The organism is Halosolutus gelatinilyticus (assembly GCF_023028105.1).
Taxonomy (GTDB): domain Archaea; phylum Halobacteriota; class Halobacteria; order Halobacteriales; family Natrialbaceae; genus Halosolutus; species Halosolutus gelatinilyticus.
Window position 1 is genome coordinate 3,609,192 of sequence record NZ_CP095491.1, and the last position, 24,470, is coordinate 3,633,661.

21 protein-coding genes are annotated in these 24,470 nt (G+C 65.4%); 9 read left to right on the forward strand and 12 right to left on the reverse strand.

What is annotated here, in order from left to right:
• Positions 1–96 precede the first annotated feature (96 nt).
• Positions 97–654: an NAD(P)/FAD-dependent oxidoreductase gene (locus MUH00_RS17705; RefSeq protein WP_247000852.1), complete on the reverse strand. Its 558-nt coding sequence runs from the start codon at positions 652–654 to the stop codon at positions 97–99.
• Between the two features lie 169 nt (positions 655–823).
• Between MUH00_RS17705 and MUH00_RS17710 the strand changes: the two genes are divergently transcribed.
• Positions 824–1,651: a phosphosulfolactate synthase gene (locus MUH00_RS17710; RefSeq protein WP_247000855.1), complete on the forward strand. Its 828-nt coding sequence runs from the start codon at positions 824–826 to the stop codon at positions 1,649–1,651.
• Positions 1,652–1,655: 4 nt separating this feature from the next.
• Here the strand turns inward: MUH00_RS17710 and MUH00_RS17715 are convergent, their stop codons facing one another.
• From MUH00_RS17715 to hpt, 3 genes are all read right to left on the reverse strand, one after another.
• Positions 1,656–3,026, reverse strand: coding sequence for a sodium:calcium antiporter (locus MUH00_RS17715; RefSeq protein WP_247000857.1), 1,371 nt, complete (start codon positions 3,024–3,026; stop codon positions 1,656–1,658).
• 253 nt (positions 3,027–3,279) lie between these two features.
• Positions 3,280–4,701, reverse strand: coding sequence for a uracil-xanthine permease family protein (locus MUH00_RS17720; protein WP_247000859.1), 1,422 nt, complete (start codon positions 4,699–4,701; stop codon positions 3,280–3,282).
• A 166-nt stretch (positions 4,702–4,867) separates the two neighbouring features.
• On the reverse strand, positions 4,868–5,413 hold the full coding sequence (hpt, locus tag MUH00_RS17725) for a hypoxanthine/guanine phosphoribosyltransferase (protein ID WP_247000861.1): 546 nt from the start codon (positions 5,411–5,413) through the stop codon (positions 4,868–4,870).
• A 200-nt stretch (positions 5,414–5,613) separates the two neighbouring features.
• Here hpt and pdhA point away from each other — a divergent pair, with 200 nt between their 5' ends.
• The 4 genes from pdhA (at position 5,614) to MUH00_RS17745 (ending at position 9,329) form a co-directional block, all read left to right on the forward strand.
• Positions 5,614–6,741, forward strand: a complete 1,128-nt coding sequence (pdhA, locus tag MUH00_RS17730; RefSeq protein ID WP_247000862.1) for a pyruvate dehydrogenase (acetyl-transferring) E1 component subunit alpha — start codon at positions 5,614–5,616, stop codon at positions 6,739–6,741.
• Complete coding sequence (locus MUH00_RS17735) at positions 6,734–7,696, forward strand: alpha-ketoacid dehydrogenase subunit beta (protein ID WP_247000863.1); 963 nt, start codon at positions 6,734–6,736, stop codon at positions 7,694–7,696. Before pdhA ends, MUH00_RS17735 begins: the two co-directional genes overlap by 8 nt.
• Positions 7,697–7,804: 108 nt before the next feature.
• Positions 7,805–8,704: an SDR family oxidoreductase gene (locus tag MUH00_RS17740; protein ID WP_345780934.1), complete on the forward strand. Its 900-nt coding sequence runs from the start codon at positions 7,805–7,807 to the stop codon at positions 8,702–8,704.
• A 106-nt stretch (positions 8,705–8,810) separates the two neighbouring features.
• Positions 8,811–9,329, forward strand: coding sequence for a YciE/YciF ferroxidase family protein (locus tag MUH00_RS17745; protein WP_247004008.1), 519 nt, complete (start codon positions 8,811–8,813; stop codon positions 9,327–9,329).
• Between the two features lie 43 nt (positions 9,330–9,372).
• Here MUH00_RS17745 and MUH00_RS17750 read toward each other — a convergent pair whose 3' ends face one another.
• From MUH00_RS17750 to MUH00_RS17780, 7 genes are all read right to left on the reverse strand, one after another.
• Positions 9,373–10,128, reverse strand: a complete 756-nt coding sequence (locus MUH00_RS17750) for a hypothetical protein (RefSeq protein ID WP_247000865.1) — start codon at positions 10,126–10,128, stop codon at positions 9,373–9,375.
• A 207-nt stretch (positions 10,129–10,335) separates the two neighbouring features.
• On the reverse strand, positions 10,336–11,490 hold the full coding sequence (gene dnaJ, locus MUH00_RS17755; protein WP_247000866.1) for a molecular chaperone DnaJ: 1,155 nt from the start codon (positions 11,488–11,490) through the stop codon (positions 10,336–10,338).
• A gap of 197 nt (positions 11,491–11,687) precedes the next feature.
• Complete coding sequence (dnaK, locus tag MUH00_RS17760) at positions 11,688–13,604, reverse strand: molecular chaperone DnaK (protein WP_247000867.1); 1,917 nt, start codon at positions 13,602–13,604, stop codon at positions 11,688–11,690.
• Positions 13,605–14,012: 408 nt separating this feature from the next.
• On the reverse strand, positions 14,013–14,366 hold the full coding sequence (locus tag MUH00_RS17765) for a DUF7344 domain-containing protein (RefSeq protein ID WP_247000869.1): 354 nt from the start codon (positions 14,364–14,366) through the stop codon (positions 14,013–14,015).
• Between the two features lie 128 nt (positions 14,367–14,494).
• On the reverse strand, positions 14,495–14,791 hold the full coding sequence (locus MUH00_RS17770; RefSeq protein ID WP_247000871.1) for a HalOD1 output domain-containing protein: 297 nt from the start codon (positions 14,789–14,791) through the stop codon (positions 14,495–14,497).
• Between the two features lie 104 nt (positions 14,792–14,895).
• Complete coding sequence (locus tag MUH00_RS17775) at positions 14,896–15,369, reverse strand: Lrp/AsnC family transcriptional regulator (RefSeq protein ID WP_247000873.1); 474 nt, start codon at positions 15,367–15,369, stop codon at positions 14,896–14,898.
• A 247-nt stretch (positions 15,370–15,616) separates the two neighbouring features.
• Entirely contained in the window at positions 15,617–16,735 is a 1,119-nt protein-coding gene (locus tag MUH00_RS17780; protein ID WP_247000874.1) for a nucleotide exchange factor GrpE, read from the reverse strand.
• Positions 16,736–16,882: 147 nt separating this feature from the next.
• Here MUH00_RS17780 and MUH00_RS17785 point away from each other — a divergent pair, with 147 nt between their 5' ends.
• The gene (locus MUH00_RS17785) at positions 16,883–18,349 is read left to right on the forward strand and encodes a DEAD/DEAH box helicase family protein (protein ID WP_425603057.1); all 1,467 of its coding nucleotides are present in this window, start codon (positions 16,883–16,885) and stop codon (positions 18,347–18,349) included.
• Between the two features lie 401 nt (positions 18,350–18,750).
• Positions 18,751–21,009: a catalase gene (locus MUH00_RS17790; protein WP_247000878.1), complete on the forward strand. Its 2,259-nt coding sequence runs from the start codon at positions 18,751–18,753 to the stop codon at positions 21,007–21,009.
• 62 nt (positions 21,010–21,071) lie between these two features.
• Here MUH00_RS17790 and MUH00_RS17795 read toward each other — a convergent pair whose 3' ends face one another.
• A complete protein-coding gene (locus MUH00_RS17795) occupies positions 21,072–21,650 on the reverse strand; it encodes a diadenylate cyclase (protein WP_247000880.1) in 579 nt (192 codons plus the stop codon).
• A gap of 151 nt (positions 21,651–21,801) precedes the next feature.
• Here MUH00_RS17795 and MUH00_RS17800 point away from each other — a divergent pair, with 151 nt between their 5' ends.
• Together MUH00_RS17800 and MUH00_RS17805 are read left to right on the forward strand one after the other, a co-directional pair.
• Positions 21,802–23,331: a DUF790 family protein gene (locus MUH00_RS17800; protein ID WP_247000882.1), complete on the forward strand. Its 1,530-nt coding sequence runs from the start codon at positions 21,802–21,804 to the stop codon at positions 23,329–23,331.
• An 81-nt stretch (positions 23,332–23,412) separates the two neighbouring features.
• A complete protein-coding gene (locus tag MUH00_RS17805; RefSeq protein ID WP_247000884.1) occupies positions 23,413–24,342 on the forward strand; it encodes a VOC family protein in 930 nt (309 codons plus the stop codon).
• The last annotated feature ends 128 nt before the right edge of the window (positions 24,343–24,470 follow it).

Below are 24,470 nucleotides of genomic sequence, written 5' to 3' on the forward strand. Positions count from 1 at the left end.
CCGAACACGCAGGCACCGTCGGAATCCTCGAAAAGGAGCGAATCGGTGCGTGCGCCGAACCCGGCGCGGGCGGGGCGAAGTTGCGATCGCGGACCGTCACTCGGCGTCGGCCGGGACGTCGAAGTCGTGGTAGTGTTCTCCCTTCTCCGTGCTGAGGATATCGAGGGCCGCCGCGCCGCCGTCGCCAGCGGCGATCACGGCCTGCCACTCCTCGGCCCGAACCATCGCGCCGGTCGCGTACAGTCCGTCAACGCTGGTCTCCATGCTCAGGTTCACGTCGACGGTGCCCTCGTCGTCGAACTCGCAGCCGATCTCTTCGGCGATGGACCGATCGGCGCCGGTCGCGAGGACGACGTACTCCGCGTCGTACTCGTCGTCCTCCGTCTCGACCCGGAATCCGTCGTCCGTCCGCTCGAGGTCCGTCACCGGTTCCTCCAGGTGCAGATCGGCGCCGTGATTCCGGACCTGGTCGCGAGTCTCCGACACGAATTCGCTCCCGTCGATGCTCCGAATCCCCGGATAGTTGAACAGGTGCGCCTTGTGCATCCACGTCTTGTCGGTGTCGAAGACGATCGTTTCGAGCTCGTTTTTCGCGGTGAACAGTGCTGCGCTCAGGCCGGCGGGGCCGCCGCCGACGACGATTACGTCAGCCATGTATCAAAGTTACACGACCGGCGGGATAACGTTCTTCCAACGTGCACGAATCGCCGGTTTTCGTCACGACCGCGATTCCCGATCGGACTCCTCGCACCGGGTCGGAATTCCGGTTCCGTTCCCGAAGAGCGTGTTACCGTTTTGGTGCTGCTCGTGGTCCGATCACCGTATGTCCGATCGCGCATTCGACTTCCTGCACGTCAACGACCGAGAATCCAAACCCCGCGAGAAGGGGATCACCGAGATCCGCGGGCCGTACTACGATCCGATGGGGCCCCGGGAGCTGCGGGACATCCTCGAAACGATGGGCGAGTACGTCGACATCTACAAGTTCTCCGGCGGCTCGTTCGCGCTGATGCCGGAAGACGTCGTCCGAGAACTGATCGACGTCTGTCACGAACACGACGTTCAAGTGTCGACCGGCGGCTTCGTCGAACACGTCCTGATTCGGGACTACGATCAGGTCGATCGCTACGTCGAGGAGGCGGCCGACCTCGGCTTCGACGTCGTCGAAGTGTCGAGCGGCTTCCTCGCGATCGACGTCGACGACATGGTTGCGCTGACGGAACTCGTCCAGGATCACGGCCTGAAGGCGAAACCGGAGATCAACGTCCAGTTCGGAGCCGGCGGGGCCTCGAGCGTCGAGGAACTCGAATCGGAGACGACGATCGACCCGACGAGCGCGATCGAGGAGGGACGGCGCCACCTGGAGGCCGGCGCGTACAAGATCATGGTCGAGTCGGAGGGAATCACCGAGCAGGTGCGCGACTGGCGGACCGACGTGGCGTTCAAGATCGCCGACGGCCTCGGCGTGGAGAACTGCGTCTTCGAGGCCGCCGATCCCGAGGTGTTCGAGTGGTACATCAAGCAGTTCGGCCCGAAGGTGAACCTCTTCGTCGACAACTCTCAGATCGTCGAACTCGAGTGTATGCGGTCGGGGCTGTGGGGCAAGAAGTCGTCCTGGGGTCGGATCGCGAGTTACGAGCCCGACGGGTAACCGATCAATCGTCGGCGTGGTGCGGTGTGTCCCGCTTCGAGACGGCGCTGCTGATCGTCCCGGCGGTCCGCCTGACGAGTCGCTGGAACTCCCGTCGACGGTGGACGAACAGCGCCAGACCGAGCAGGATGTAGACGCCGCTGTAGACGAGCAACGTCTCGTAACTCGAGATCGGAAGCGCGACGAACTCGCGGATGATGGCGAACTCGATCAACACCTGCGAGGTGAACAGCACCAGCAACGCGATCGCTTCCCGGGCCGTGATCTCGAAGTTGATCAGGAGGGCGACGGCGAAGAAGGACTGGGCCGCCGTGAGCCAGATTTCAGCCGCCTGTTTCTGATCGAACGCCAGGGTCCCGTACTGCCCGAGCGCGAGGGAGTAGACGACGACGAGGGTCCCGATGAGCAGGGTCCACTGGTTGAGCTTCGACGAGATCAGCGCGTTGAAGCCGGCGGTCGACCGCGCCTTGTTCACGAGGTAGGCGACGACGATGAGCTCCGGCGATTCGGAGGCAAGCGGGGCGATCCACTGGATCATGAAGAACGCAGGGATGCCGACGTCCGTCCCGAGCTCCTCGAGGCCGTGTGCGAACGGTTCGACGGCGACGAAGATCACTAACCCGGAGAAGGCGAACAGCGACACGACGGTAGCGATCCGGAGCGGCTTGGGAAACGACTGGAGGTACGCCGGGACGCCAGTGTGCGCCTCGCTGGGATCGACGTCACCGCGGAGGACGATGCCGATGTACGCGACGTACAGCCCGACTAGAACCGCCATGTCGAGCGCGTCGATGCCGCCGTTCAGCGGGACCAGAAACGCCCACAGTGTGGCGACCAGGAGGAAGATGATCTCGAGGCCGATGTCCCGATCGACCGTCACCGCGTCGCTCAGGAATCCGTCCCGGTTCACGACGGTGGGGTCGACCGACGCTTTTGACCGAAACACGGTGAAGAGGGCGATTCCGGACCAGCCGAGCCCGATCAGAATGCGGTTGGCCCCGGTCATGTTGGCGACGGCGAGGTTGCCCGCCTCGATCCCGCGTTCGGTTCCCGCGAACTGGCCCGCGTTCCAGGCGTAGAGCGCGTCGACCGCGTACTCGGGGGCGACCGCCAGCACGGCGAGGACCGCGATCGCGAACGCTCGCGGGACGTCCTTCTCCGCGGTCTCGGCGGCCCACGCAAGCAGGAACGCGGCGCCGAGGATCGAGACGCCGCTGATGGCTACGGTCCCGAGCGTCGAGAGGTTCGCGACGACCGACGGGGCCGCGCCTTCAAGTCCGACGGCTGGAAGGGCGTCGGTCGCCAGCCAGATGGCTATCCACGGAACCGTCAGTGCGACGGCGAACGCGATCGTTTGCAGTGATCGTCTGCTCACGGTTCTCCTCCTCGATTCGCCGTCCGGCCTCCCCGTGGGGACGCGGACGGACTGCCACGTCTCGGCTCGGGGCGAACGACCCCGTGCGGACCGAACAGTCTCGTCTCGTACACGAATCCACGTATTCGCACGAACGAGTAAAATCTGCCGTTTGCGTTTTCGTACTCACGCGAACGGACTTTTTTCCGCGTCTCGAGCGCTCTCGGCGCCGAGAACTGCACCGCCGCCGACCCGGAAACCGCGAACCGGAGCGCTAGTCGTCGCTGGGGCCGATCGACGCGGGGTCGGCGTCCGCGGTCCCGTCCGGCGCTACCGCATCGAACAGCGGGCTCTCTTCGCCCGGGACGAACGTGTTGAGCAGCAGCGCCGACAGCGCGGTGACGATGACCGGCTGTCCGAAGAACGTCTCGGCGGCGTTCGGGAGTCCCTTGAGCGCTTCGGGCGTCGTGGCGACGCCGAGTCCGAGTCCCAGCGCGACCGCGACGATGACGGTGTTCCGGCGATCGAGGTCCGCGTGCGTGACGACCAGTCGGACCCCACTCGCCGCGACCATGCCGGCCATGAGCAGGACCGCGCCGCCGAAGACCGCGCTCGGGATGGTCGCGACGGCGGCGCCGACTGTGGGGCTCAGTCCGAGGATCGCGAGAAAGACGCCGCCGATGCCGACGACGTGCCGGCTCATCACGCCGGTGAAGTTGACGATGCCGACGTTCTGGGAGAACGACGTGATCGGGAACGCGGCGAAGACGGCGCCGATCGAACTCAGGAGGCCGTCGTTGAACAGGCCGCCGCGGAACTCCTCGTTCGTCGGGTTCCGACCCTCGGCGGCCGTCACGCCCGACATGTCGCCGACGGTCTCCATCGCGGAGACGAGAAAGAGGAAGGCGAACGTGACGATCGCGATCGGCTCGAACTCGAAGCCGAACCGGGTGGGCGAGGGCAGCGCGATCCAGGCCGCGTTGCCGACGGGCGAGAAGTCGATCAGTTCGAGCCCGAAGCCGAGCCCGAGGGAGGCGGCGAGCGTGGACCCGAACGCGACCGCGTAACTCACGCCGATCGCGACGAGGACGCTCAGTAGCCGCGTGACGCCGCGCGTGAACATGTTGAGGCCGACGGCGATCGCCAGGACGAGCGCGGCCAGTCCGATGTTGTGCAGCGCGCCGTAATCGTCCGCGCCGGCGCCGCCGGCGGCGTAGTCCATCCCGATGGGAATCAGGTAGAGGCCGATGATGACGACGACGAGGCCGGTGACGAGCGGCGGGAAGAATGGTCTGATGCGAGAGAACTGCCAGCCGATGAGTCCTTCGACGGCGAATCCGGTGACGAGGATCGCACCGAAGACGGCGGCCAACCCGTAGTCCGCCCCGATCGCGATCGACGCGCCGACGAACGTGAAGCTCGATCCCATCACGATCGGGAGGCGCGCGCCGATCGGGCCGACGGTGTACGCCTGGATGACCGTCGCCAGGCCCGAAAACAGAAGGACCATCTGGACGATGTACGCCGTATCGGCGGGATCGAGACCGATGTCGCCGGCGACGACGTACGCGACCGCCGTCGCGGGCACAATCATGACCGCGACGTGCTGTAACCCGAGCAGGATCGACCGCGGCAATGGCGGCCGATCATCGAGCCCGTATTCTAGCTGAATGCCCTCGTCCGGTTCGGTTGACATGCTCTGGTCATCCCCTTTCGAAGCCCGCACCAAAAAGTTTCGTATATGCGCTCAGGACAACCCTGTTATCGGATAGAAATGTGCACATACGTGTATAGGTCGTCTGGATATGTGGACGGCGGACTACCGGCTATCGATCGCCACAAAACATAGGATGTTTTAGATATCAGTGAACCGTTACGTCGCCGTCCTCGACCGTGATGTCGATGAGGCTGGTCGCCTCGAACTCGGTGTCGTCGAGCGCGGAGGGGCCGGCCTTCCGCATCACGACAACGATGTCGACGATCTTGGCCCCGATGTCGGACAGCGCCTCGCAGATCGCGGCCAGCGTCCCGCCGGTCGAGAGCATGTCGTCGACGACGACGACGCGATCGCCCGCCTCGACGTCGTTGATGTACATCTCCGACTCCGAGTAACCCGTCTGCTGGTGCAACGAGACCTCGCCGTCGAGGCCGTAGGCTCGTTTCCGGATCACGACGAGCGGGATGTCGGTCTGGAGCGAGAGCGCGGTGGCGAGGTGGATCCCCATCGCCTCCGGGGCGACGATCTTGTCGACGTCCAGATCGGCCGTCTGCATGACCTCGACGACCACCTCCCGCAACAGGTCGGGGTCGAGCATCGGGACGCCGTTGCTGATGGGGTGGACGAGGTACTCGTAGCCGTCCTTGTCGATGATCGGTGCCTCGTCGAGGGACGTGATGAGCTTCTCCATACCGCCGGTTCGGGCAATCGGGGCAAAAGCCGATCGTTCTCCGGTCGATCGCGCGGCCGTCGGCGCACGAACGCCCGGCGGGCACCGGTCTCGCGCCTTCGCCGTCCGTTCGAGGCGTCGCGGCCGATCGTCCCGGCGGTCCGTGAACGCCCGTCGTGCACCGGGTTCCGAATTAACTCCCCGGGGAGCGTACGATCGCTATGACCGAGGAGACGGTCGCGCGGTTCGATATCAGATCGGTACAGGTCCTCTCGCCGGACGAGACGGTCGACGAAGAACTGGTTCCCGATCTGACCGACGACCAGTTGCTCGACCTGTACGAGTGGATGAAACGATCGCGCCGGCTCGACGAGCGTGCGATCGCGCTGCAGCGCCGGGGTGAACTCGGCACGTACGCGCCCGCGATCGGGCAAGAAGCGGCCCAGATCGGGACCGCCTTCGCCGCGGCCGACGACGACTGGCTCGTTCCGTCGTTCCGCGAACAGCCCGCCCTCATGGTCCACGGGACGCCGCCCGAGAAGGTGCTCCAGTACGCGATGGGCATGGAGGAGGGCGCCGAGATTCCGGGCGGCGAGGGCGCGCTGCCGCCGGCGATCCCGGTCGGCTCGCAGCCGCTGCACGCGACCGGCGTCGGCTGGGGGGAGTCGCTCCAGGGGCGGGACACGGTCGCGGTCACGTACTTCGGCGACGGCGCGACCAGCGAAGGCGACGTCTACGAGGCGCTCAACCTCGCCGGGGTCTACGACGCCCAGACGGTCTTCGTCTGTCAGAACAACCGGTACGCCATTTCCACCGGGATCGAGAAGCAGACCGAGGCGGAGACGCTCGCCCAGAAGGCGATTGCGGCGGGGATCGAGGGGATCCAGGTCGACGGCAACGACGTCCTGGGCGTGTACCGCGTCGCGAACGAGGCCGTCGAGAAGGCCCGCAACGGCGACCCAGTCATGATCGAGGCGCTCACGTACCGACGATCGATGCACACGACCTCCGACGATCCCTCGGTATACCGCGAGGCCGACGAGGAAGCCGAGTGGGAGGCCCGCGATCCGATCGTCCGCTTCCAGATGTACCTGGAAGACCGAGGGGTTCTGGACGAGGAGACGAAAGCCGAGATCGAAGACCGGATCGAGTCCGAGGTCGCCGGCGCGATCGATCGAGCGCGGGAGGCTAAAGCGGAGATCGATCCGGCGGACATGTTCAGGTACGTCTACGCGGACATGCCGCCCGAACTCGAGCGCCAGTTCGAGGCGTTCGAGCGGAGCGAGGAAGCCGAACGCGTCCCCGACGGTGGCGTCGACCGCGATTCCGGGGGTGGTCTCGATGGCTGAGCGCCTCCGGATGGTCGAGGCCGTCCGCGAGACGCTCCGCGCGGAGCTCGAACGCGACGATGGCGTCGTCGTCTACGGCGAGGACGTCGGCCGCGCGGGCGGGGTCTTTCGCGCCACGCAGGGCCTGATGGACGAGCATCCGGATCGAGTCTTCGACGCGCCGGTCGCGGAGGCGGGAATCGTCGGCATGGGCGTCGGGCTCGCGGCCACCGGAATGACGCCCGTCCCGGAGATCCAGTTCCAGAGCTTCCTCTACCAGGGGTTTCACCAGCTGGCCCAGCACGTCGCGCGCATCCGAAGTCGAACCCGCGGCACGATCACCTGTCCGATGACGATCCGGACGCCGTACGGCGGGGGCATCCACGCCCTGGAACTCCACTCCGAGAGCTTCGAGGCCGGATTCGCTCACGTACCCGGCCTGCAGGTGGTCTTCCCGTCTTCTCCGGCCGAGACGAAGGGGTTGCTCACCGCCGCGATCCGCAGTCCGGATCCGGTTGTCTTCATGGAGCCGACGCGGCTGTATCGATCGTTCCGGGAGGAGGTCCCGGACGAACACGAGATCCCGCTCGGCGAGGCCCGCGTGGTCGAGTCGGGCGAGGACATCACCGCGATCGCGTGGGGGTCGATGCTCCGCGAGACCCTCGACGCGGCCGACGAAGTCGATGCGAGCGTCGAGGTGATCGATCCCCGAACCCTCTACCCGCTGGACACGGCGACGATCGTCGACTCCGTGCGGAAGACCGGCCGCTGCTGCGTCGTCCACGAGGCGCCACGGACGGCCGGGATGGCCGGCGAGATCACCGCCCGAATCAACGAGGAGGCGTTCTACTACCTCGAAGCTCCGATCGAGCGAGTCACCGGCTACGACGTGCCCGTGCCGCTGTTCGCTCGCGAGGACGCCTACCTGCCCGACGCGGACCGGATCGAGACCGGACTCCGCCGGGCGCTCGAGTAGGGTGAGCGAACCGTGACTCCTGCACCGGCGACCGAGGTTTCCGAGCGTCGATCCGCCCGGAGCGACCGCTCTTTCCGGCGGAACCCCGCCGAACGACCGGCACCCACGATCCTCGTCACCGGCTGCTCGTCGGGGATCGGACGCGCGACGGCCCGCGCCTTCCTCGACGAGGGTTGGATCGTCTACGCGACCGCCCGCGACCCGAACGACCTGCGCGACCTGGAGGCGGCGGGCGCCGCGATCGATCGGCTCGACGTCACCTCGACCGAGGACGCCGATCGGGTGGTCGAGCGGATCGTCGCCGAGCGCGGCCGACTCGACTGCCTCGTCAACAACGCCGGCTTCAGCCAGATGGGGCCGATCGAGGACGTGCCGATCGCCGACGTCCGCGAGCAGTACGAGGTGAACGTCTTCGGCCCGCACCGGCTGATCCGGGCCGCCCTACCGCACATGCGCGAGCGCGGGTCGGGGCGGATCGTCAACGTCACGAGCATCACCGATCGGTTCCCGATCGCCGGAACCGGCGTCTACAGCGGCTCCAAGGCCGCGCTCGCGGCCACCAGTCAGGCCCTTCGACAGGAGGTTCGCGACTCGGGGATCGACGTCGTCGTGGTCGAACCGACGGTCGTCGCGACGCGCCACTACGATCGGACGCGCGAGGAACTCGTCGACGTCGACCACGGCGCGGCGTACACCGACCTCTACGAGCTGCACGAACTGTTGCACACGATCAAGAGCGGCGGGCCGGGAATCGCCTCGCCCGAGACCGTCGCCGAGACGATCCTCGAAGCGGCGACCAGCGAGCGCCCGAAGCGGCGGTACTCGGTCGGCTGGACGGCGAAAGTCGGCGCCGCCGTCGCCGCTGCGGTCCCCGACTCGTGGCGGACCCCGCTCCTCTACACGGGCGTCCGCGCCGCCACCTCAGAGCCGGGGAAGCGACTGCTCCGGTGGTGGTTCGCGAGGAACCACCGCGCGGACGCCGTCGACGATCGGCGAGGCAGCCGGTGACCGCCGACGAACGCCCCGGACGATCGTTTCGCCTCCCGCGACCGTCTCTCACGACCGAAAAAGGGCTTTGTGAGCGCTCGTCGAAACATCCCGCGAAACCGTGAGTATGCCTTCGCCGGAGATCCGAAACTTCAGCGACCAGTTCGTCCACGACCTCGCCGCCGTCTACGATATGGAGCTGAAACTGGTCGACGCGCTCGACGACCTGTCGCGACGAGCCGCGAACGACAACCTCAGTAAGGGGTTCGCGATCCACCAAACCGAGACGAAAACCCAGGTCCGACGCGTCGAGGAGGCGTTCGCGGCGCTGGATCGGGAGCCCGAACGGCGGGCAAATCCGATCGTCGACGGCCTGCTGGCGGACACCGAGGAGTTCGACGATCGGGCGAGAAGCGCCGGCCCCCGGAACCTCCACTACCTGACCGCGGCCACGATGACGGAGCGGATCGAGATCACCAGCTACGAGGGGCTGCTGCTGACGGCCGACCGCGCCGGCCTCGGCGACGACGCGACGGCACCGCTCGAAGCCAACCTCGAGCAGGAGGAAAAGACCCTGCGAAAGCTCGAGGGGCTCGCGGCCGGCACCGGACGAAAGCGCGGCTGGAAGACGATCCTCGGGCGCTAATCCCGTCTTCGAAGTCGCGGCCGACCGCGGCTAGCATCCGGCCCTACTTCGTTCGAATCTTCTCGAGATCGATTCGCGTCGCTTCGGGGACCGACCGATCCGCATCACCCACGACGGCGAACTCGCCCCGATCGTCCCGTTCGTCCCGTTCGTCCACGTCCGCGGCGAGCACGATCGGACCCTCGGCGAGCAGCGGGGCGATTACACCCGCGACGACGGTCCGGGGATCCGACAGCGGCGCACGGACGACGACCCGATCGCCCCGTTCGAGCCCGTACTCGTCGACGATCGTCCCGGCCGAGTCGAGGGCCGTCTCGTGAGTGAGCGTTCGATCGCCGTCGGCCAGCAAATCCGTCTCGGGATCGATCGAGAGCGGCGGAAACGACGGATTCTCGCTCCAGAGGCCGGCATCGAAGTGGTGGACGCCCGGGTCGTCGGGCGCGTCCCCGTAGCCGACCCGCTGGGCCCCGCGGGGGAGGTCGTAGCCGTCGAGGTCGTCGACGGGGGCGACGATCGCCCGAACGTCGTCGACGTCCGAGAGCGCGGTCGGCGGATCGAACCACGTCGTCCCCTCCAGCAGTGTCGTGCCGAAGCAGGCGAGCAGCGCCAGCGGCCCCTCGCCTGCGACGCCGACGGTGACGCCCTCGCGAACGCCCGCGTGTCGCAGGAAGTTGCCCGCCTTCCACGAGGTCGTACACAGCCAGTGACGGTCGTACTCCCGTCCGGTCGCGTCGACGAGCGCCGTCCGATCGTCGCGCCGCTCCCGCGCGAGCAGGTCGTCGACTGTCGCCGCGTTCATACGACGTCATCGGGAACCGGCCGAAAAAAGCCCGCCGACTCGCGGCCGATCGCCGAACGGCCGTCACGGTCGTATTTCCGGAACTAGCGTCTCGAGGCGGCACAACGACGCGCCGAACGTCGATCCGTCGACCGAGGGACGATCGGCGGATCGAGCGACGAACCGCGGACCAAACGAAACCGGAGCGAGGAGCGCCTCCGATCGCGCTCAGAAGGCGCGCTTGATCTTCTCGAAGAACCCGTCCTTGACCTCGATCTCGTCGCCGCCGGCTTCGGCGAACGCCTCGAGGGCTTCGCGCTGTTCCTCGTTTAAGGATTCGGGGGTGACGACCTGCACCTGGACGTAGAGGTCGCCGCGGCCGCGGCCGCGGAGACGCGGCATCCCCTTCCCCGACAGGCGGAAGGTCTCGCCGCTTTGGGTTCCCTTCGGAACGTCGAACTCGACGGCCCCGTCGAGGGTCGGCACTTCGACCGCGTCGCCGAAGGTCGCTTGCGGGAACGAGATCGGGAGCCGGTACCGGAGGTCGTCGCCCTCGCGCTCGAACTCCTCGTGCTCGGCGATCGTCACGTCGATAAGGAGGTCGCCGTGGGGACCGCCCTCGGGGCTCGGCGCGCCTTCGCCCTCCATCCGGAGCGTCTGGCCGTCCTGGATTCCGGCGGGGACGTCGACGGTCAGCGTCGCCTCGTTGCGGACGTAGCCCTGGCCGCGACACTCGCCGCAGGTCTCCGAGTAGAGGGTTCCGTCGCCCTCGCAGCGGCGGCAGGTGGTCGTCTGCTGGACGCGTCCGAGCGGCGTCTGTTGAACCTGCGTCACCTGGCCGCGACCCTGACACTCGGGGCAGGTCCGGGCGTCCGCGTCCGGCGGATGGCCCTCGCCGCCGCAGACGTCGCAGGCTTCAGGCCGCTCGACGGTGAACTGCTTCTCGACGCCCTCGTAGGCCTGCTCGAGGTCAATCTCGAGTTCGGTCCGGAGGTCTCGTCCCTTTCGCGGGCGACTTCGCCCGCGGCCGCCGCCACCGCCGAAGACCTGCTCGAAGATGTCTCCGAGGCCGCCGCCCATGCCACCGCCCATTCCGCCGAACGGGTCGCCGCCCATGCCGCCGGCGCCGCCTCCGCCGGCGTCGAAGCCGTGCTTCTCGGCCTGCTCGTACCGATCGTGCCCCATCCGATCATATGCTTGGCGTTTCTCCTCGTCGGTAAGGACCTGCTTTGCCTTCTGGATCTTCTTGAACTTCTCCTCGGCGTTCGGGTCGTCGCTGACGTCCGGATGGTACTCCGTAGCCTTCTTTCGATAGGCCTGTTTGATCTCGTCGGCGGAGGCGTCACGACTCACGCCAAGAGCGTCGTAGAAATCCTCGCTCATTCGTTGTGGGCTGGTACTCGGTTGAGCCACTTGAAACGAACGTTCTCGCACGCACCTTTTTCCGCTCGGGTTCGCTCGCGTCGCTCACTCGGATATACGAATATGTCAAACCACAAGGCGAGCGGGTATCGGACTCGCCTGTTCAGTCCACGTTTCCGTCGACGTCGTCGGGCTACGTCCGACGAGCCGAAGACCCGTTATTCGTCGACGTCGTCCTCGTCGCCGAAGTCGACGTCCTCGAAGTCCGCGTCGACGAACTCTTCGCCCTCGTCAGCGGCACCGCCGGTCGCGCCGCCCGGGCCGGGGTTCGGACCGGCGCCGCCCATGCCGCCGGGACCAGCACCGGCCGCGCCGCCGGCGTCCGCAGCGCCGGCCTGCTGGTAGACCTGCTTGCCGATTTCCTGGAGCTCCTTGCTCAGGTTCTCGGTCGACGCCTCGATGTCCTCGGCGTCGGCGTCCGAGTCGTCGATCGTCTCCTCGACGTCCTCGATCGCGGCCTCGATGTCGTCGCGGAGGTCGTCGTCGACCTGGTCGTTCTCCTCCAAGAGCGTCTCGGCGCGCTGGATCGTCGCCTCGGCCGTGTTGCGGGCCTCGATCCGCTCGCGCTTCTTCTTGTCCTCTTCGGCGTGCTGCTCGGCCTCACGCTGCATACGGTCGATCTCCGAGTCGGAGAGACCGGCGCCGCCCTCGATCGTGATCTCCTCGCTCTCGCCGGTGCCCTTGTCCTCCGCGGAAACGTTCACGATGCCGTTTTCGTCGATCGAGAAGGTGACCTCGATCTGGGGCGTCCCGGCGGGCGCCGGCGGGATGCCGGTCAGGTGGAACTCGCCGAGTAGTTCGTTCTTCTCGGCCAGTTCGCGCTCGCCCTGGAAGACCCGCACCTGCACGGAGGTCTGGTTGTCCGCGGCGGTGGTGAAGATCTTCGACTCCTCGGTCGGGATCGTCGTGTTCTTCTCGATGAGGCGCTCAAAGAGGCCACCCTTGACCTCGATTCCGAGCGAGAGGGGCGTGACGTCAAGTAGGACGATGTCGTCGACCTCACCGCCGAGGACGCCGCCTTGGATCGCCGCGCCGAGCGCGACGGCCTCGTCGGGGTTGACGTTCTTCTGGGGCTCCTTGCCCGTCAGCTCCTCGACCTTCTCGGAGACCTGGGGCATCCGGGTGGAACCGCCGACGAGGAGAACCTCGTCGATGTCGTCCTTGTCGTAGCCGGCGTCTTCGAGGGCCTGTTCGGTCGGCTCGACGGTGCGATCGATGAGGTCCGAGGTGAGCGACTCGAACTTCGCGCGGGTCAGACTCTCTTCGAGGTGGATCGGGCCGTCGTCGGTCGCCGTGATGAAGGGGAGGTTGATCTCCGTCTCCTTGCGCGAGGAGAGTTCGATCTTGGCTTCCTCGGCGGCGTCTTTGAGCCGCTGGAGCGCCTGGCGATCGTCGCGGAGGTCGATGCCGTGTTCGGCCTCGAACTCGTCGGCGAGCCAGTCGATGATCGCGTGGTCCCAGTCGTCGCCGCCGAGGTCGTTGTCGCCGTTGGTCGCGACGACCTCGTAGACGCCGCCGCCGAGATCGAGGATCGAAACGTCGAACGTTCCGCCGCCTAAGTCGTAGACGAGGACGGTCTGGTCCTCGTCGTCGTCGAGGCCGTAGGCCATCGACGCCGCGGTCGGCTCGTTGATGATGCGCTCGACCTCGAAGCCAGCGATCTCGCCGGCGTCCTTGGTCGCCTGGCGCTGTCGATCGGAGAAGTACGCGGGGACCGTAATGACGGCCTTCTCGACCTCGTCACCGAGGTAGTCTTCGGCGTCGCGCTTGATCTTCTGGAGGATCATCGCCGAGATCTGTTCGGGCGTGTACTCCTCGTCGTCCACCTCGACGGTGTAGTCCTCCTCGCCGATGTGGCGCTTGATAGACTGGATCGTCTTTTCGGGGTTCTGAACCGCCTGATTCTTCGCCGGTTTCCCGACGAGTCGCTCGTCGTCGTCGGTGAACGCGACGACGGAGGGCGTCGTCCGTTCTCCCTCGGCGTTGACGATGATCTCCGGATCACCGCCTTCCATCACGGCGAACGCGCTGTTCGTCGTCCCGAGGTCGATTCCGAGAATCTTGTTGCTCGCCATCAGGAAATCTGTTGCGCGCACTTTGGTTTAAAGCTTACCACAGAATTTCACTGCACTTGGTTTTATAGCTCGGTCGCGCGTTCGATCGGGTTCCGGCGATCGGCGTGAAACAGCTCAAGAGAGGACGGTTGGGTGGTCCCGAAGCGCGATCGATGACTCCAGAGTACTGCTGCTCGTTAGTCCCATCCATTGGCGGTGAAATTCGAACGCTAACAGCGGCTGGCGGTGCGGTTTATCACTCAAGTTTCGGAATGGAATCTGTGGTGAATTCGGTACGTGGAGATGCGAACCTAACACCGGCATTCCTATCATATAGATGTTATTTTGGCAGAGCCGTGCTGAATACATAGCGTACCTATTAAATACTGTCTAGAAACAGGAACGAATCGATGGACACGGGGCAGGAGATTATTCTTCTCCTCTGTCAGTTGCGGCGAGGGAGAGAACGCGTTCGACCAGGTGTGTTGTTTCCGATATCCGTACCAGATCACGGTCCTGATCGTATTCAACGACTCCTGCATCCACCAGTTTTGGAATATGAGCATGATAGAGCGACGTAGAGATCGTCCGGACTGTCTCTTTTGGAATCTCTGTACGCGGTCTCTCGTTCTCGCGGACAGCAACATTCTCGGCCAGATTGGTCAGCGCTATTGCCTGTGTGTGGTCTATCAGGCACGCGAGGACGTACTGGCGGCGCTGATTGGCGAGGAGGTCGCAAACTGCATCGAGCGATTGCTCGTCCGGGCCAATGTGCTCCGCCACATCCGCTTTTGGGGAATGCCCAGTCACATATGCTATAAGGGCCCCTGCACGGAAGGACACTGTGGAAGCCGAACCTCAATACGCTCGGGATTACACAGCATCCAGTCGAAAAGCGAATGAATCCGCAGTTACGCTTGATCAGTCGTTTCTGACTCTTTCCTCGATGACTCGTCTGTTTTCGCTTCCGTTGGCTGCTCGTCGATGCTAACCTTCCCGTTCCCGTCTACGGTGACTGCGTACCCGTAGTACGTAAACTCCACACGGAGGATTGCCTGCGTCTGTCGATCGCCGGTACCGTTTGTGAGGGCTTCGAGCGCATCCGGATCGATCACATCATACAGTAGGACGTCGAGATCGATCGGATCAACGCCTTCGCGTTCGGCGATTTGCTCGACAATCTCAGCTCCGACCAGTGGTGATTTCACTACCCTCCTTTTTCGTTGAAGAGGATTAATCCTGTGGATTACTGTGCTTTATCGACCATGTCTGTTTATTCCACAGGATATATAAAAATATTCACTCCAAACAGTCAATCCTTGATGACATCCTTGCCGAAGTGGTTGAACGGTTGAACGTGAAGATTATTGATAATCTGTGTGGACTCGATTTCGAGATCAGTGACATTCTCGATTCCAACGCGGGCCTCATCGGCTGCATCGGAATCGACAGCCACCACCTCGATGTGGATGTTGTGGGCGCCGGTTGTCAGTTCACGGACGCTGACTACGCCGGGAAGTTCTAACGCCTTCTTCGCCAATTCGGTTCGTTTTGCAGTCGGCGCTCGACACACGATGAACAGGTGGAGCTCAAACCCTGCCTCCTCGTAATCGAGCTCAGGATGGTAACCGCGAATCACGCCCTCTTCAAGGTAGTCGATGCGATTTCGGACTGTGCTGGCCGAGGTTTCAACCATGTCGGCCATATCTGCGGCAGTCGCTTCTCGTGCGTCCGCCTGGAGTGCATGGAGAATACCTCGGTCAACGTCATCGAGGTTATGAACCATGCTGTCGCTAAAGGGCTGCTGGCAAAAAAGCTACTGTCGTGTTATGGTATTCGAGGAGTTTGAATTCCCACTTAACAGACATTAACAAAATATAGATGGTTCTCGATCTAATGTGTTATACCATTCATCTGCACGTAACAGAAAAATCACATGGGTCCTCGACTGGAGAAACACGAGTACCGTGCACTGATCGGGCGCTAAACGGTAGTTCAGCGGGCGACGCCGGACCGGCCGATCGCCCGATCGCTCACTCGTCGTCGGCGTCGTCGCTCGCAATTTCGCCGCCGAGTTCGATCGCTTCCGCTTCCTCGTCGTTCTCGGCGGAAGCGTTCTCGCCGACTTCGTCTCCGTCGCCGTCCGCGTCGGATTCGGCGTCGTCCGATTCGGACTCGGTCGTCTCGTCCGAGGATTCGTCGCCCGCGTCATCGCCTGACTCGCCCTCCTCGTCCGAGGCGTCTCCCTCCCCGTCGGCGAGTTCCCCGTTCGAAACCGTCACCTGCGCGTTCTGGATGACCTTCTCGCCCATCTCGTAGCCGGGGGTGTAGACGTCGGCGATCGTCCCCTCGGGCTGATCGCTGTCGACGCGCATCATGACCTCGTGGCGCTGCGGGTCCGTCTCGGTGCCGGGACCGGGATCGATCTCGGAGACGTTCTCGTCTTCGAGGATGCGATCGAACTCCCGGAGCGTCATCTCGATCCCCTCCCGGAGGCTGTCGACGTCCTCGCTGTCCTCGCCGAGGGCGCGCTTTAAGTTGTCGCGGACGCCGATGAGCCGCTCGACGAGATCCTCGGTGGCCCGGTCTTTGATCTGTTGCTGGCGCTTTTTGGCCCGTTTCTTGTAGTTCTGGAAGTCCGCCTGTTTGCGCTTGAGGCGGCTTTTCAGGTCCGCGACCTCCTCCTCGTACTCCTCGAGTCGCTCGTCGCGCTCGCCGAGCGCCTCCCGGTGAGCCTCGAGTTCGTCGTGGAGTTCCTCGATCGTCTCGGCCTGCGCTTCGACGCGCTCGGTGAGGTCCTCGAGTTCCTCGCGCTGGTGGGCGACGGTGCCGTTCAGGTTTCGCGCCTCCTCAACGATAGCGTTGACCCGGTGGGCGAGTTCGTCGTCGAACTCGGTCACGCGATCCAGGATCTCCTGGATGTCCTCGCTCGTCTCCGGGGGATCGGGAAGTTCGGATTCCTCGTCGTCGGCCGCTCGCTCGGCGTCCGACTCCTCTCCGGCCGATTCGTCGGCGGCGTCGGCGTCCGTCTCCGATTCCGATCCGTCCGCCGCCGTCCCCTCCGTCGCGACGTCGGCCGCATCGCCGTCGTCGGATTGCTCCTCGGACGGGACACCCTGGGCGGACGCGTTCGTGCCCTCGTCTTCGCTCATGTGGCAGTCAACGAACAGCGATAATAAAAGGGTTGAGGTACGCCCTGTCGGGTCGATCGTCTGTCCGTAATCGTGACCGTTGCGAACTACCGTGACCGCCGAGAATAGCGGACCCGACAGTATTTGTGCGTCCTGGCCCGACTATCGATCGTGGCTTCGGAACGCGATCTCGGCTCGCGGACGATCGAACTCCGCTACGAGGAGGGGACGATCCGCATCGACGGACTCGACGGCTTCGACGACGGTTCGGACGACGGGCTCACAACGACGCTCCGGGAGCGCGTCCCCGAACTCGAACCTGATCCGCGGACCGGCGGCTGGCGGGCGCCCGCGTTTCGCTACGCGGTCCTTCGATCCGCCCTGACCCAGTCGAACGCAACGATCAACGATCGAGTCGACGTCGGCGACGGCCTGCCGTCGCTCCATTCGGACTACGAACTCCGCGAGTACCAGCGGACGGCGTTGAACGCGTGGCTGGAAACCGATCGGTGGGCCGACGTTTCCGCCGCGGAACCCGCGGGCTCGATCGATCGGGCGCCAGCGGGCATCCTCGAACTACCCACCGGGAGCGGCAAGACGGTCATCGGGGTGAAGGCGATCGAGCGCTTCGGCGTCCCGACGCTCGTCGTCGTCCCGACAATCGACCTGCTCGACCAGTGGCAGCGGGAACTCGAAACGGAGTTCGACCGGCCGATCGGTCGGTTCGGCGGCGGCGAGCAGCGCGTCGAGCCGATCACCGTCTCGACGTACGACTCGGCGTACCTGAAGGCCGATGCGGTCGGCGATCGGTTCAGCCTGGTGATCTTCGACGAAGTGCACCACCTCGGCGGCGAGGGGTTCCGAGAGATCGCCCGACTGCTCGCCGCGCCCACCCGTCTGGGCCTGACGGCGACGTTCGAACGGCCCGACGGTGCCCACGAGGTCGTCGAGGAGATCGTCGGCCCCGTGGTCTCCCGGATCGAACCCGACGAGTTGGCGGGCGAGCACCTGGCGCCGTACGAGATCAAGCGACTCGAGGTGTCGCTCACGCCCGAGGAGCGCGAGGCCTACCGGTACAATCAGGAGGTGTTCACGAACTACCTGGCGCGATCGAACATCGACATGCGCAGCGGGTCGGACTACCAGGAACTCGTGAAGCGATCGGGCTCCGATCCGAAGGCTCGCGAGGCACTGCTGGCCCGCCAGCGCGCCCGCGAGATCGTGTACGGCAGCGACGCGAAGATCGAGGCCCTCGAAGGGATCCTCGACGACCACCGCGACGATCGGACGATCGTCTTCACGGCGCACAACGACCTCGCCTACGACGTCAGCGAGCGGTTCTTGATCCCGACGATCACCCACCAGACCGGTGCGGCGGAACGACGCGAGGTTCTGTCGCGGTTCCGGGAGGGGACCTACACCCGGATCGCGACCTCGAACGTCCTCGACGAGGGCGTTGACGTCCCCGAAGCCAGCGTCGGCGTCATCCTCTCGGGCAGCGGCAGCGGTCGCGAGTACCGCCAGCGGCTCGGCCGGATCCTCCGGCCAACCGACGACGGCACTCACGCGACCCTCTACGAGGTCGTCGCCACAGATACCAGCGAGGAACGCGTCGCCGAGCGCCGTCGGGGGTAGCGTTCTCGATCGGGACCGTCCGCGAGGCGTCCGGCGGCCGGATCGTCGTCCTCCGGGATCTGAGCCGCATCTATTCCGGCGGAACGGTCGTCGATGCCGGGGTGAATACGGGGACCGAGCGCTGAGAACCGGTCGATGATCGCCGACTCCGATCTGCTGCCCTTGCGACGAACGGGGTGACGTTTAGGCCGCTCATTCTGGAGGATAGATCACACCGGTCACGTTCACTCCGGACGACGATTCCGTTCGGAATGCAGGGCAGAGATCGTGCCGGCCGATTCCGACCGGCAAGGCCGTCCGATCGAAGCGTTTCGGGCGATCGTCGACCGATCGAACGCGCGGCGATTTCCCGGCTCGCTGGGCCTGCGCTGGACGATTCGACCAACTACGAGTTTCGAACGATGCCAGAGGACACTCACGACGCGGACGACGGAGAGAATCGACCGGACGCAACCGACGGCGGTACCGCGGATGACTCGCAGCCGAGTTCCGAATCGAGTCGAACCGGCACCAGCGGCGACGGAGACGACGTCGACGAGAACAGCAAACGGGAGCAACTCGATACCGTGCGGGAGAGTTCGGAGGAAGAGGCGTTGACGACGGACCACGGGGTCAAGATCGACGATACCGACAACTCCCTGACGGCGGGCGAGCGCGGCCCGACGATCATGGAGGACTTCCACTTCCGGGAGAAGATGACCCAGTTCGACCACGAGTCGATCCCGGAACGGGTCGTCCACGCCCGGGGGACGGGTGCTCACGGCTACTTCCAGCCCTACGAGGACCCCGATCTCGGGGAGTACGACGACGTTTCCGAACTGACGAAGGCCTCGTTCCTGCAGGATCCCGGTCGGAAGACGCCCGTGTTCACCCGTTTCTCGACGGTCGTCGGCTCGCGCGGCTCGGCCGACACCGTCCGGGACGTCCGCGGCTTCGCGACCAAGTTCTACACCGAGGAGGGTAACTGGGATCTCGTGGGGAACAACATCCCCGTGTTCTTCATCCAGGACGCGATGGAGTTCCCGGACCTGGTCCACGCGATCAAACCGGAGCCCGACGACGGCACCCCCCAGGCCTCCGCGGCCCACGACACGTTCTGGGACTTCGCCTCGCTGAAACCGGAGATCACGCACATGATCATGTGGGTCCTTTCCGGACGCGCCCTCCCCCGGGCGTATCGGATGATGCAGGGGTTCGGGGTCCACACGTTCCGGCTGGTCAACGACGACGGCGACGCGACGTTCGTCAAGTTCCACTGGACGCCGAAGCTCGACACCAGTCAACTCGTCTGGGACGAGACGCAGAAAATCGCCGGCAAGAACCCCGACTTCAACAGGATGGACCTCTACGACGTCATCGAGGAGGGGTACGAGCCCGAGTGGGAACTCGGCGTCCAGCTCTTCGACGAGGAAGACGCCGCGGAATTCGACTTCGACGTGCTCGATCCGACGAAGATCGTCCCCGAGACGGAGGTCCCCGTCAGACCGATCGGCAGGATGGTCTTAAACGAGACGCCGGACAACTTCTTTGCGGAGGTCGAGCAGGTCGCGTTCCACCCCGGAAACGTCGTTCCCGGCATCGACTTCTCGAACGATCCGCTCCTGCAGGGCCGGCTGTTCTCCTACCAGGACACCCAGCTCAACCGTTTCGGGAGCGCCAACTGGGACGAGATCCCGATCAACCGGCCGATCGCCGAGCGGCACAACAACCAGCGCGCCGGCTTCATGCGCCAAGAGATCAACCAGGGCAAGGCCTCCTACAAGCCCAACTCGATCGGCGACGACGATCCGCGGGAGGTTCCCGAGGAGGAGGGCGGCTACGAACACTACGCCGAGAAGATCTCGGGCGAGAAGATCCGCAACCGCAGCGAGAGCTTCCAGAACCACTTCGAGCAGGCGCGGCTGTTCTGGAACAGCATGACCGACGCCGAGGAACAGAACATCGTCGACGCCGCCCACTTCGAACTCGGAAAGGTCGACCGAATGGAGATCCGCGAGCGGATGGTCTACGACCTGTTCAACAACGTCGACCACGAGTTCGCAAAGCGGGTCGCGGAGGGAATCGGCGTCGAACCGCCCGAGGTGCCCGGCGACGAGATGTCGACCCACGACGCCGAGGACCCTGCGCTCAGCATCGAGGGACGCCGCGACGCCGACACGATCGAGACGCGGAAGATCGCGATCCTCGTCGACGATGGCTTCGACGGCGACCACCTCGAAACGGTTCGATCGACGCTGCAGGACGAGGGCGCGCGCGTGAAGGTCGTCTCTAAAGCCCTCGGCGACAAGGAGTCCGAAGCCGGCGACGCGGTCGAGGCTGACAAGAGCCACGTGACGACCGAGTCCGTGCTGTTCGACGCCGTGTTCGTCCCCGGCGGCGAGGACCACGTCGACGCCCTCCTGGACCAGGGCGACGCAAAACACTTCGTCGCGGAGGCGTTCAAGCACAAGAAGCCGATCGCCGCGATCGGCGAGGGAACCGAACTGCTCGAGGCGGTAGAACTTCCGGACGTCGAGATCGCCGCCAACGGCGAGACGATCTCGAGCGACGGCGTTGTGACGAGTCACGGCGACGATCTCGAGGCGTTCGCGGAGCGGTTCGTCGACGCGATCGCCGAGCACCGCCACTGGGGTCGGAATCCGAAGGACGTCCCCGCCTGAGCGTTCGGTTGGGGACGATTCCGACCTCCTGCGACGGGGCGGCGACCTTCGGTTCGACGGCGTCAGACGTACGATTCGCCGTCCACGTTCCACACGCCGCCAAGTTCCGATCGGTCGTACGAGTCAAACGAGCCGCTCTCGAAGATCGTCACGCGGCCGCTCTCCTCGCTCAGCGTCAGCGTCGTGACCACGTTCGGCCGCCGCGACGTGTCCAGCGCGCTCATGTGGCGCGATCCCATCCAGTCCTCGTAGTCGTCGGTCTGCTCCGAGATGTCGTCGCGCTCGCCGGGCATGATGTCGTTGAACCTGACCATCTGCTCCTGTACGACGCCGTCGATGCTGATGACGACGGCACCGTCGCGACTCAGCGCGACCTCCTGTGCCGTCTCGAAAAAGCTCTGGATGTGGCCGGGAATCTCCCGACAGCGATCGATCGGCCACTTGTTGCGTCCCATGGGATCGGCGAAGGCGGCGACCGACGGGCCCGTGACGACGGCGACGTATATCCCCGGGCCCGAAACGTAACGCTCGCCCCACCGATCGAAGTTCAGGCTGATCCCCTCGAGCGTGTAGCGGAGACAGTCGATCAACTCCCGGACGCCATTGTGACTCTCGTAATCGATACGGAGCGTGTCGGCCATACTGAGACTACCGGTCGGCGAACCGTAACATCCGTGCTTGACCGGGAGTTCAACCGACCGATCCGGCGCTGATCCCGTCGGGAGCCGTCGCCGAGAGCAGTCCCGAACGGTGCGAGGGGCTTTTGACGTCGCCGCCCCGTGTTCGACGTAGATGCTGACGAAGGACCTGCTCCGCGTCTCGCGCGCCGGCGGGGGCTACCACCCCCAGTTCGCCGGGCGCGAACATCGGCCGCTCGCCGCCCGCGTCATCGGCACCTTCCAGGGCCACGTCGGCGAACCCCGGGCCGATCTGGAGGACGCGCTCACCGATCTGGAGCGCGACGCGGACGACTTCAAACTCGTCCGCGGGTTCGCCGCGCTGATCGATCGGGAGTCGACGTTCGAAACGGACGCCGCGATCGATCCCGAGCGGGCGCGACGGGCCGCTTTCGAGGCAGGGGAAGCGGTCGGCGTCGTCACGGAAGCCGAACGGGGGGCGGCGCTGGATCGAGCGAGCGACTCGGTCGGCTGTACGCCGGCCGCACTCGCCGCGGCGCTGTACGCCGACCTCGACGAACGGCAGGTGCTCGAATCGGTCGATCCGCGCTGGGACCCCGACGACCTGGTCGCCCAGTACAACCTCTCGCTCGCGCAGACGGCGCTGTTCGACGCGACGGAAATCCGGGTCCGGTCGAGCGATCCGAAGGCGCTCGTCTCGGCGATCAAACGCCTGCGCCTGATGTACGAGATCCGGAAACTCGACGAGAGCGAAGTCGCAAGCGGACCCACGGAGCGCGAGATCGTCGTCACCGGTCCGACGCGACTCTTCCGGGCGACCCGACGGTACGGCACGCGATTCGCCCGACTCCTGCGGACGATCGCCAAGACCGACGCGTGGACGCTCGAGGCGACGATCGACGATCGGGGTACCGAGCGCAGGCTCGACCTCTCCTCCGAAGATCCGATCCGGGTGCCGGACGCCGATCCCGTCGCGGACGTGTCGTTCGACAGCAGCGTCGAAGCCGACTTCGCCGGGCGATTTTCGACGCTCGATCTCGACTGGAGCCTCGTCCGGGAGCCGGAACCGCTCGCGACGGGCACGCGCGTGATGATCCCCGATTTTGCGTTCGAATACAAGCACGGGCATTTTCGGGTGTACTTCGAGATCATGGGGTTCTGGACGCCCGAATACGTCGAGAAGAAACTCGGTCAACTCGAGGGGTTGGAGGACGTCGAACTGATCGTCGCCGTCGACGAGTCGCTGGGCGTCGGCGAGGAGATCGCCGCGACCGACTTCCGGGCGATCCCGTACTCGGGGACCGTCCGAGTGAAAGACGTCGCCGACGTCCTCCGGGAGTACGAGCGTCAACTCGTCGCCGAGAGCGCGGCCGGCCTTCCCGACGAACTCCGCCCCGAGGCGGACGTCGTCTCGCTCGAATCGATCGCCGCTCGCCGCGGCGTGAGCGAGGACGCCCTCGCGGACGTCGCCTTTCCGGCGCACGATCGGGTCGGTCGAACCCTCGTTCGTCCGGCGGTACTCGACGCGCTCGCCGACGAGATCGAGACCGGGATGTCCCTCTCCGACGCCGAGGACGTACTCGACCGCCACGGCTTCGACGACGCGAGCGCGGTGCTCTCCCGGCTGGGCTACCGCGTCGAGTGGGAAGGCCTCGCCGGGGGAACGCTCGTCGATCGGGAGTGACGTTCGGCCCGGCGAGAAGTTCGACCCGTGCTCCCCGCCGGCGGCCACAGCGTTATTCGGGGCGGAGGCGTACGATCGGGTATGCCAGACCCGATCCTCGGCATCCATCACGTCACCGCGATCGCCAGCGATCCCGGCGAGAACCACGCGTTCTACACCGAGACGCTCGGCCTCCGACTGGTGAAACGGAGCGTCAACCAGGACGACGTGTCCGTCTACCACCTGTTCTACGCCGATCACGAGGGCTCGCCGGGAACGAGCATGACGTTCTTTCCGTACGAGGATGCCCGATTGGGCCGAGTTGGAACCGGACAGGTCAGCACGGTGTCGTTTCTCGTTCCCGAGGGGTCGATCGACTACTGGGCCGACCGGCTCGACGAGGCGGGCGCCGACCCCGAGGACCAGTTCGAACGGTTCGGCGACGCCGTCCTCCGGTTCCGGGATCCGGACGGCCTGCCGCTGGAACTGGTCGCCCGAGCGGACGCCCCGCCAGCGAACCTGCCCGAGAGTCCCGTTCCCCACGCGCACGCGATCCGAGGCTTCTTCGGCGTCGAACTCTCGCTGACGAGCGCCGATCCGACCGGCGAGCTGTTGGAAACAATGGGATACGAAGAAACCGATCGCGAGGGGACGCGACGACGGTACGAGGCCGCCGGTGACCTCGGGTTCGTCGTCGATCTGAAGGTCGATCCACAGGGGCTGCAGGGGATTCCCGGCGCCGGCACCGTCCACCACGTCGCGTTTCGGGTGACGTCGAACGACCAGGCCGAGTGGCGCCAGCACCTGATCGACCGGGGCCTTCGACCGACGGAGATCATCGATCGCAAGTGGTTCCGATCGGTCTACGCCCGCGAGTACGAGGGCGTCCTCTTCGAGTACGCCACCGAGGATCCCGGATACACGGTCGACGAGGATCTCGACGAACTCGGCGAGCGGCTGGTGGTACCGGAGTGGCTCGAGGACCGTCGCGAATCGATCGAAACCGAATTACCGCCGCTGTCATCCGGGTGACCGGTGTCGTTTGATCGTCGATCCGCGGGTTCCGGTCGTCGAACGCGACGATCGAGCGCGCGCGATTCGAGCCCATCTCGCTGGACCAGTTCGCTCGAACGGCGCTTGACCCCGTGAGACGGCCGAGA

Excerpts from the sequence above, each read along its gene's own strand:
- MUH00_RS17780 (WP_247000874.1), bottom strand. The coding sequence starts at position 16,735 with ATGAGCGAAGACGAGGGCACGAACGCGTCCGCCCAGGGTGTCCCGTCC.
- MUH00_RS17745 (WP_247004008.1), top strand. The coding sequence starts at position 8,811 with ATGCCTTCGCCGGAGATCCGAAACTTCAGCGACCAGTTCGTCCACGAC.
- pdhA (WP_247000862.1), top strand. The coding sequence starts at position 5,614 with ATGACCGAGGAGACGGTCGCGCGGTTCGATATCAGATCGGTACAGGTC.
- MUH00_RS17795 (WP_247000880.1), bottom strand. The coding sequence starts at position 21,650 with ATGGCCGACACGCTCCGTATCGATTACGAGAGTCACAATGGCGTCCGG.
- MUH00_RS17735 (WP_247000863.1), top strand. The coding sequence starts at position 6,734 with ATGGCTGAGCGCCTCCGGATGGTCGAGGCCGTCCGCGAGACGCTCCGC.
- MUH00_RS17750 (WP_247000865.1), bottom strand. The coding sequence starts at position 10,128 with ATGAACGCGGCGACAGTCGACGACCTGCTCGCGCGGGAGCGGCGCGAC.
- hpt (WP_247000861.1), bottom strand. The coding sequence starts at position 5,413 with ATGGAGAAGCTCATCACGTCCCTCGACGAGGCACCGATCATCGACAAG.
- MUH00_RS17805 (WP_247000884.1), top strand. The coding sequence starts at position 23,413 with ATGCCAGACCCGATCCTCGGCATCCATCACGTCACCGCGATCGCCAGC.
- MUH00_RS17800 (WP_247000882.1), top strand. The coding sequence starts at position 21,802 with ATGCTGACGAAGGACCTGCTCCGCGTCTCGCGCGCCGGCGGGGGCTAC.
- MUH00_RS17720 (WP_247000859.1), bottom strand. The coding sequence starts at position 4,701 with ATGTCAACCGAACCGGACGAGGGCATTCAGCTAGAATACGGGCTCGAT.
- MUH00_RS17775 (WP_247000873.1), bottom strand. The coding sequence starts at position 15,369 with ATGGTTCATAACCTCGATGACGTTGACCGAGGTATTCTCCATGCACTC.
- MUH00_RS17705 (WP_247000852.1), bottom strand. The coding sequence starts at position 654 with ATGGCTGACGTAATCGTCGTCGGCGGCGGCCCCGCCGGCCTGAGCGCA.
- dnaK (WP_247000867.1), bottom strand. The coding sequence starts at position 13,604 with ATGGCGAGCAACAAGATTCTCGGAATCGACCTCGGGACGACGAACAGC.
- MUH00_RS17710 (WP_247000855.1), top strand. The coding sequence starts at position 824 with ATGTCCGATCGCGCATTCGACTTCCTGCACGTCAACGACCGAGAATCC.
- dnaJ (WP_247000866.1), bottom strand. The coding sequence starts at position 11,490 with ATGAGCGAGGATTTCTACGACGCTCTTGGCGTGAGTCGTGACGCCTCC.
- MUH00_RS17790 (WP_247000878.1), top strand. The coding sequence starts at position 18,751 with ATGCCAGAGGACACTCACGACGCGGACGACGGAGAGAATCGACCGGAC.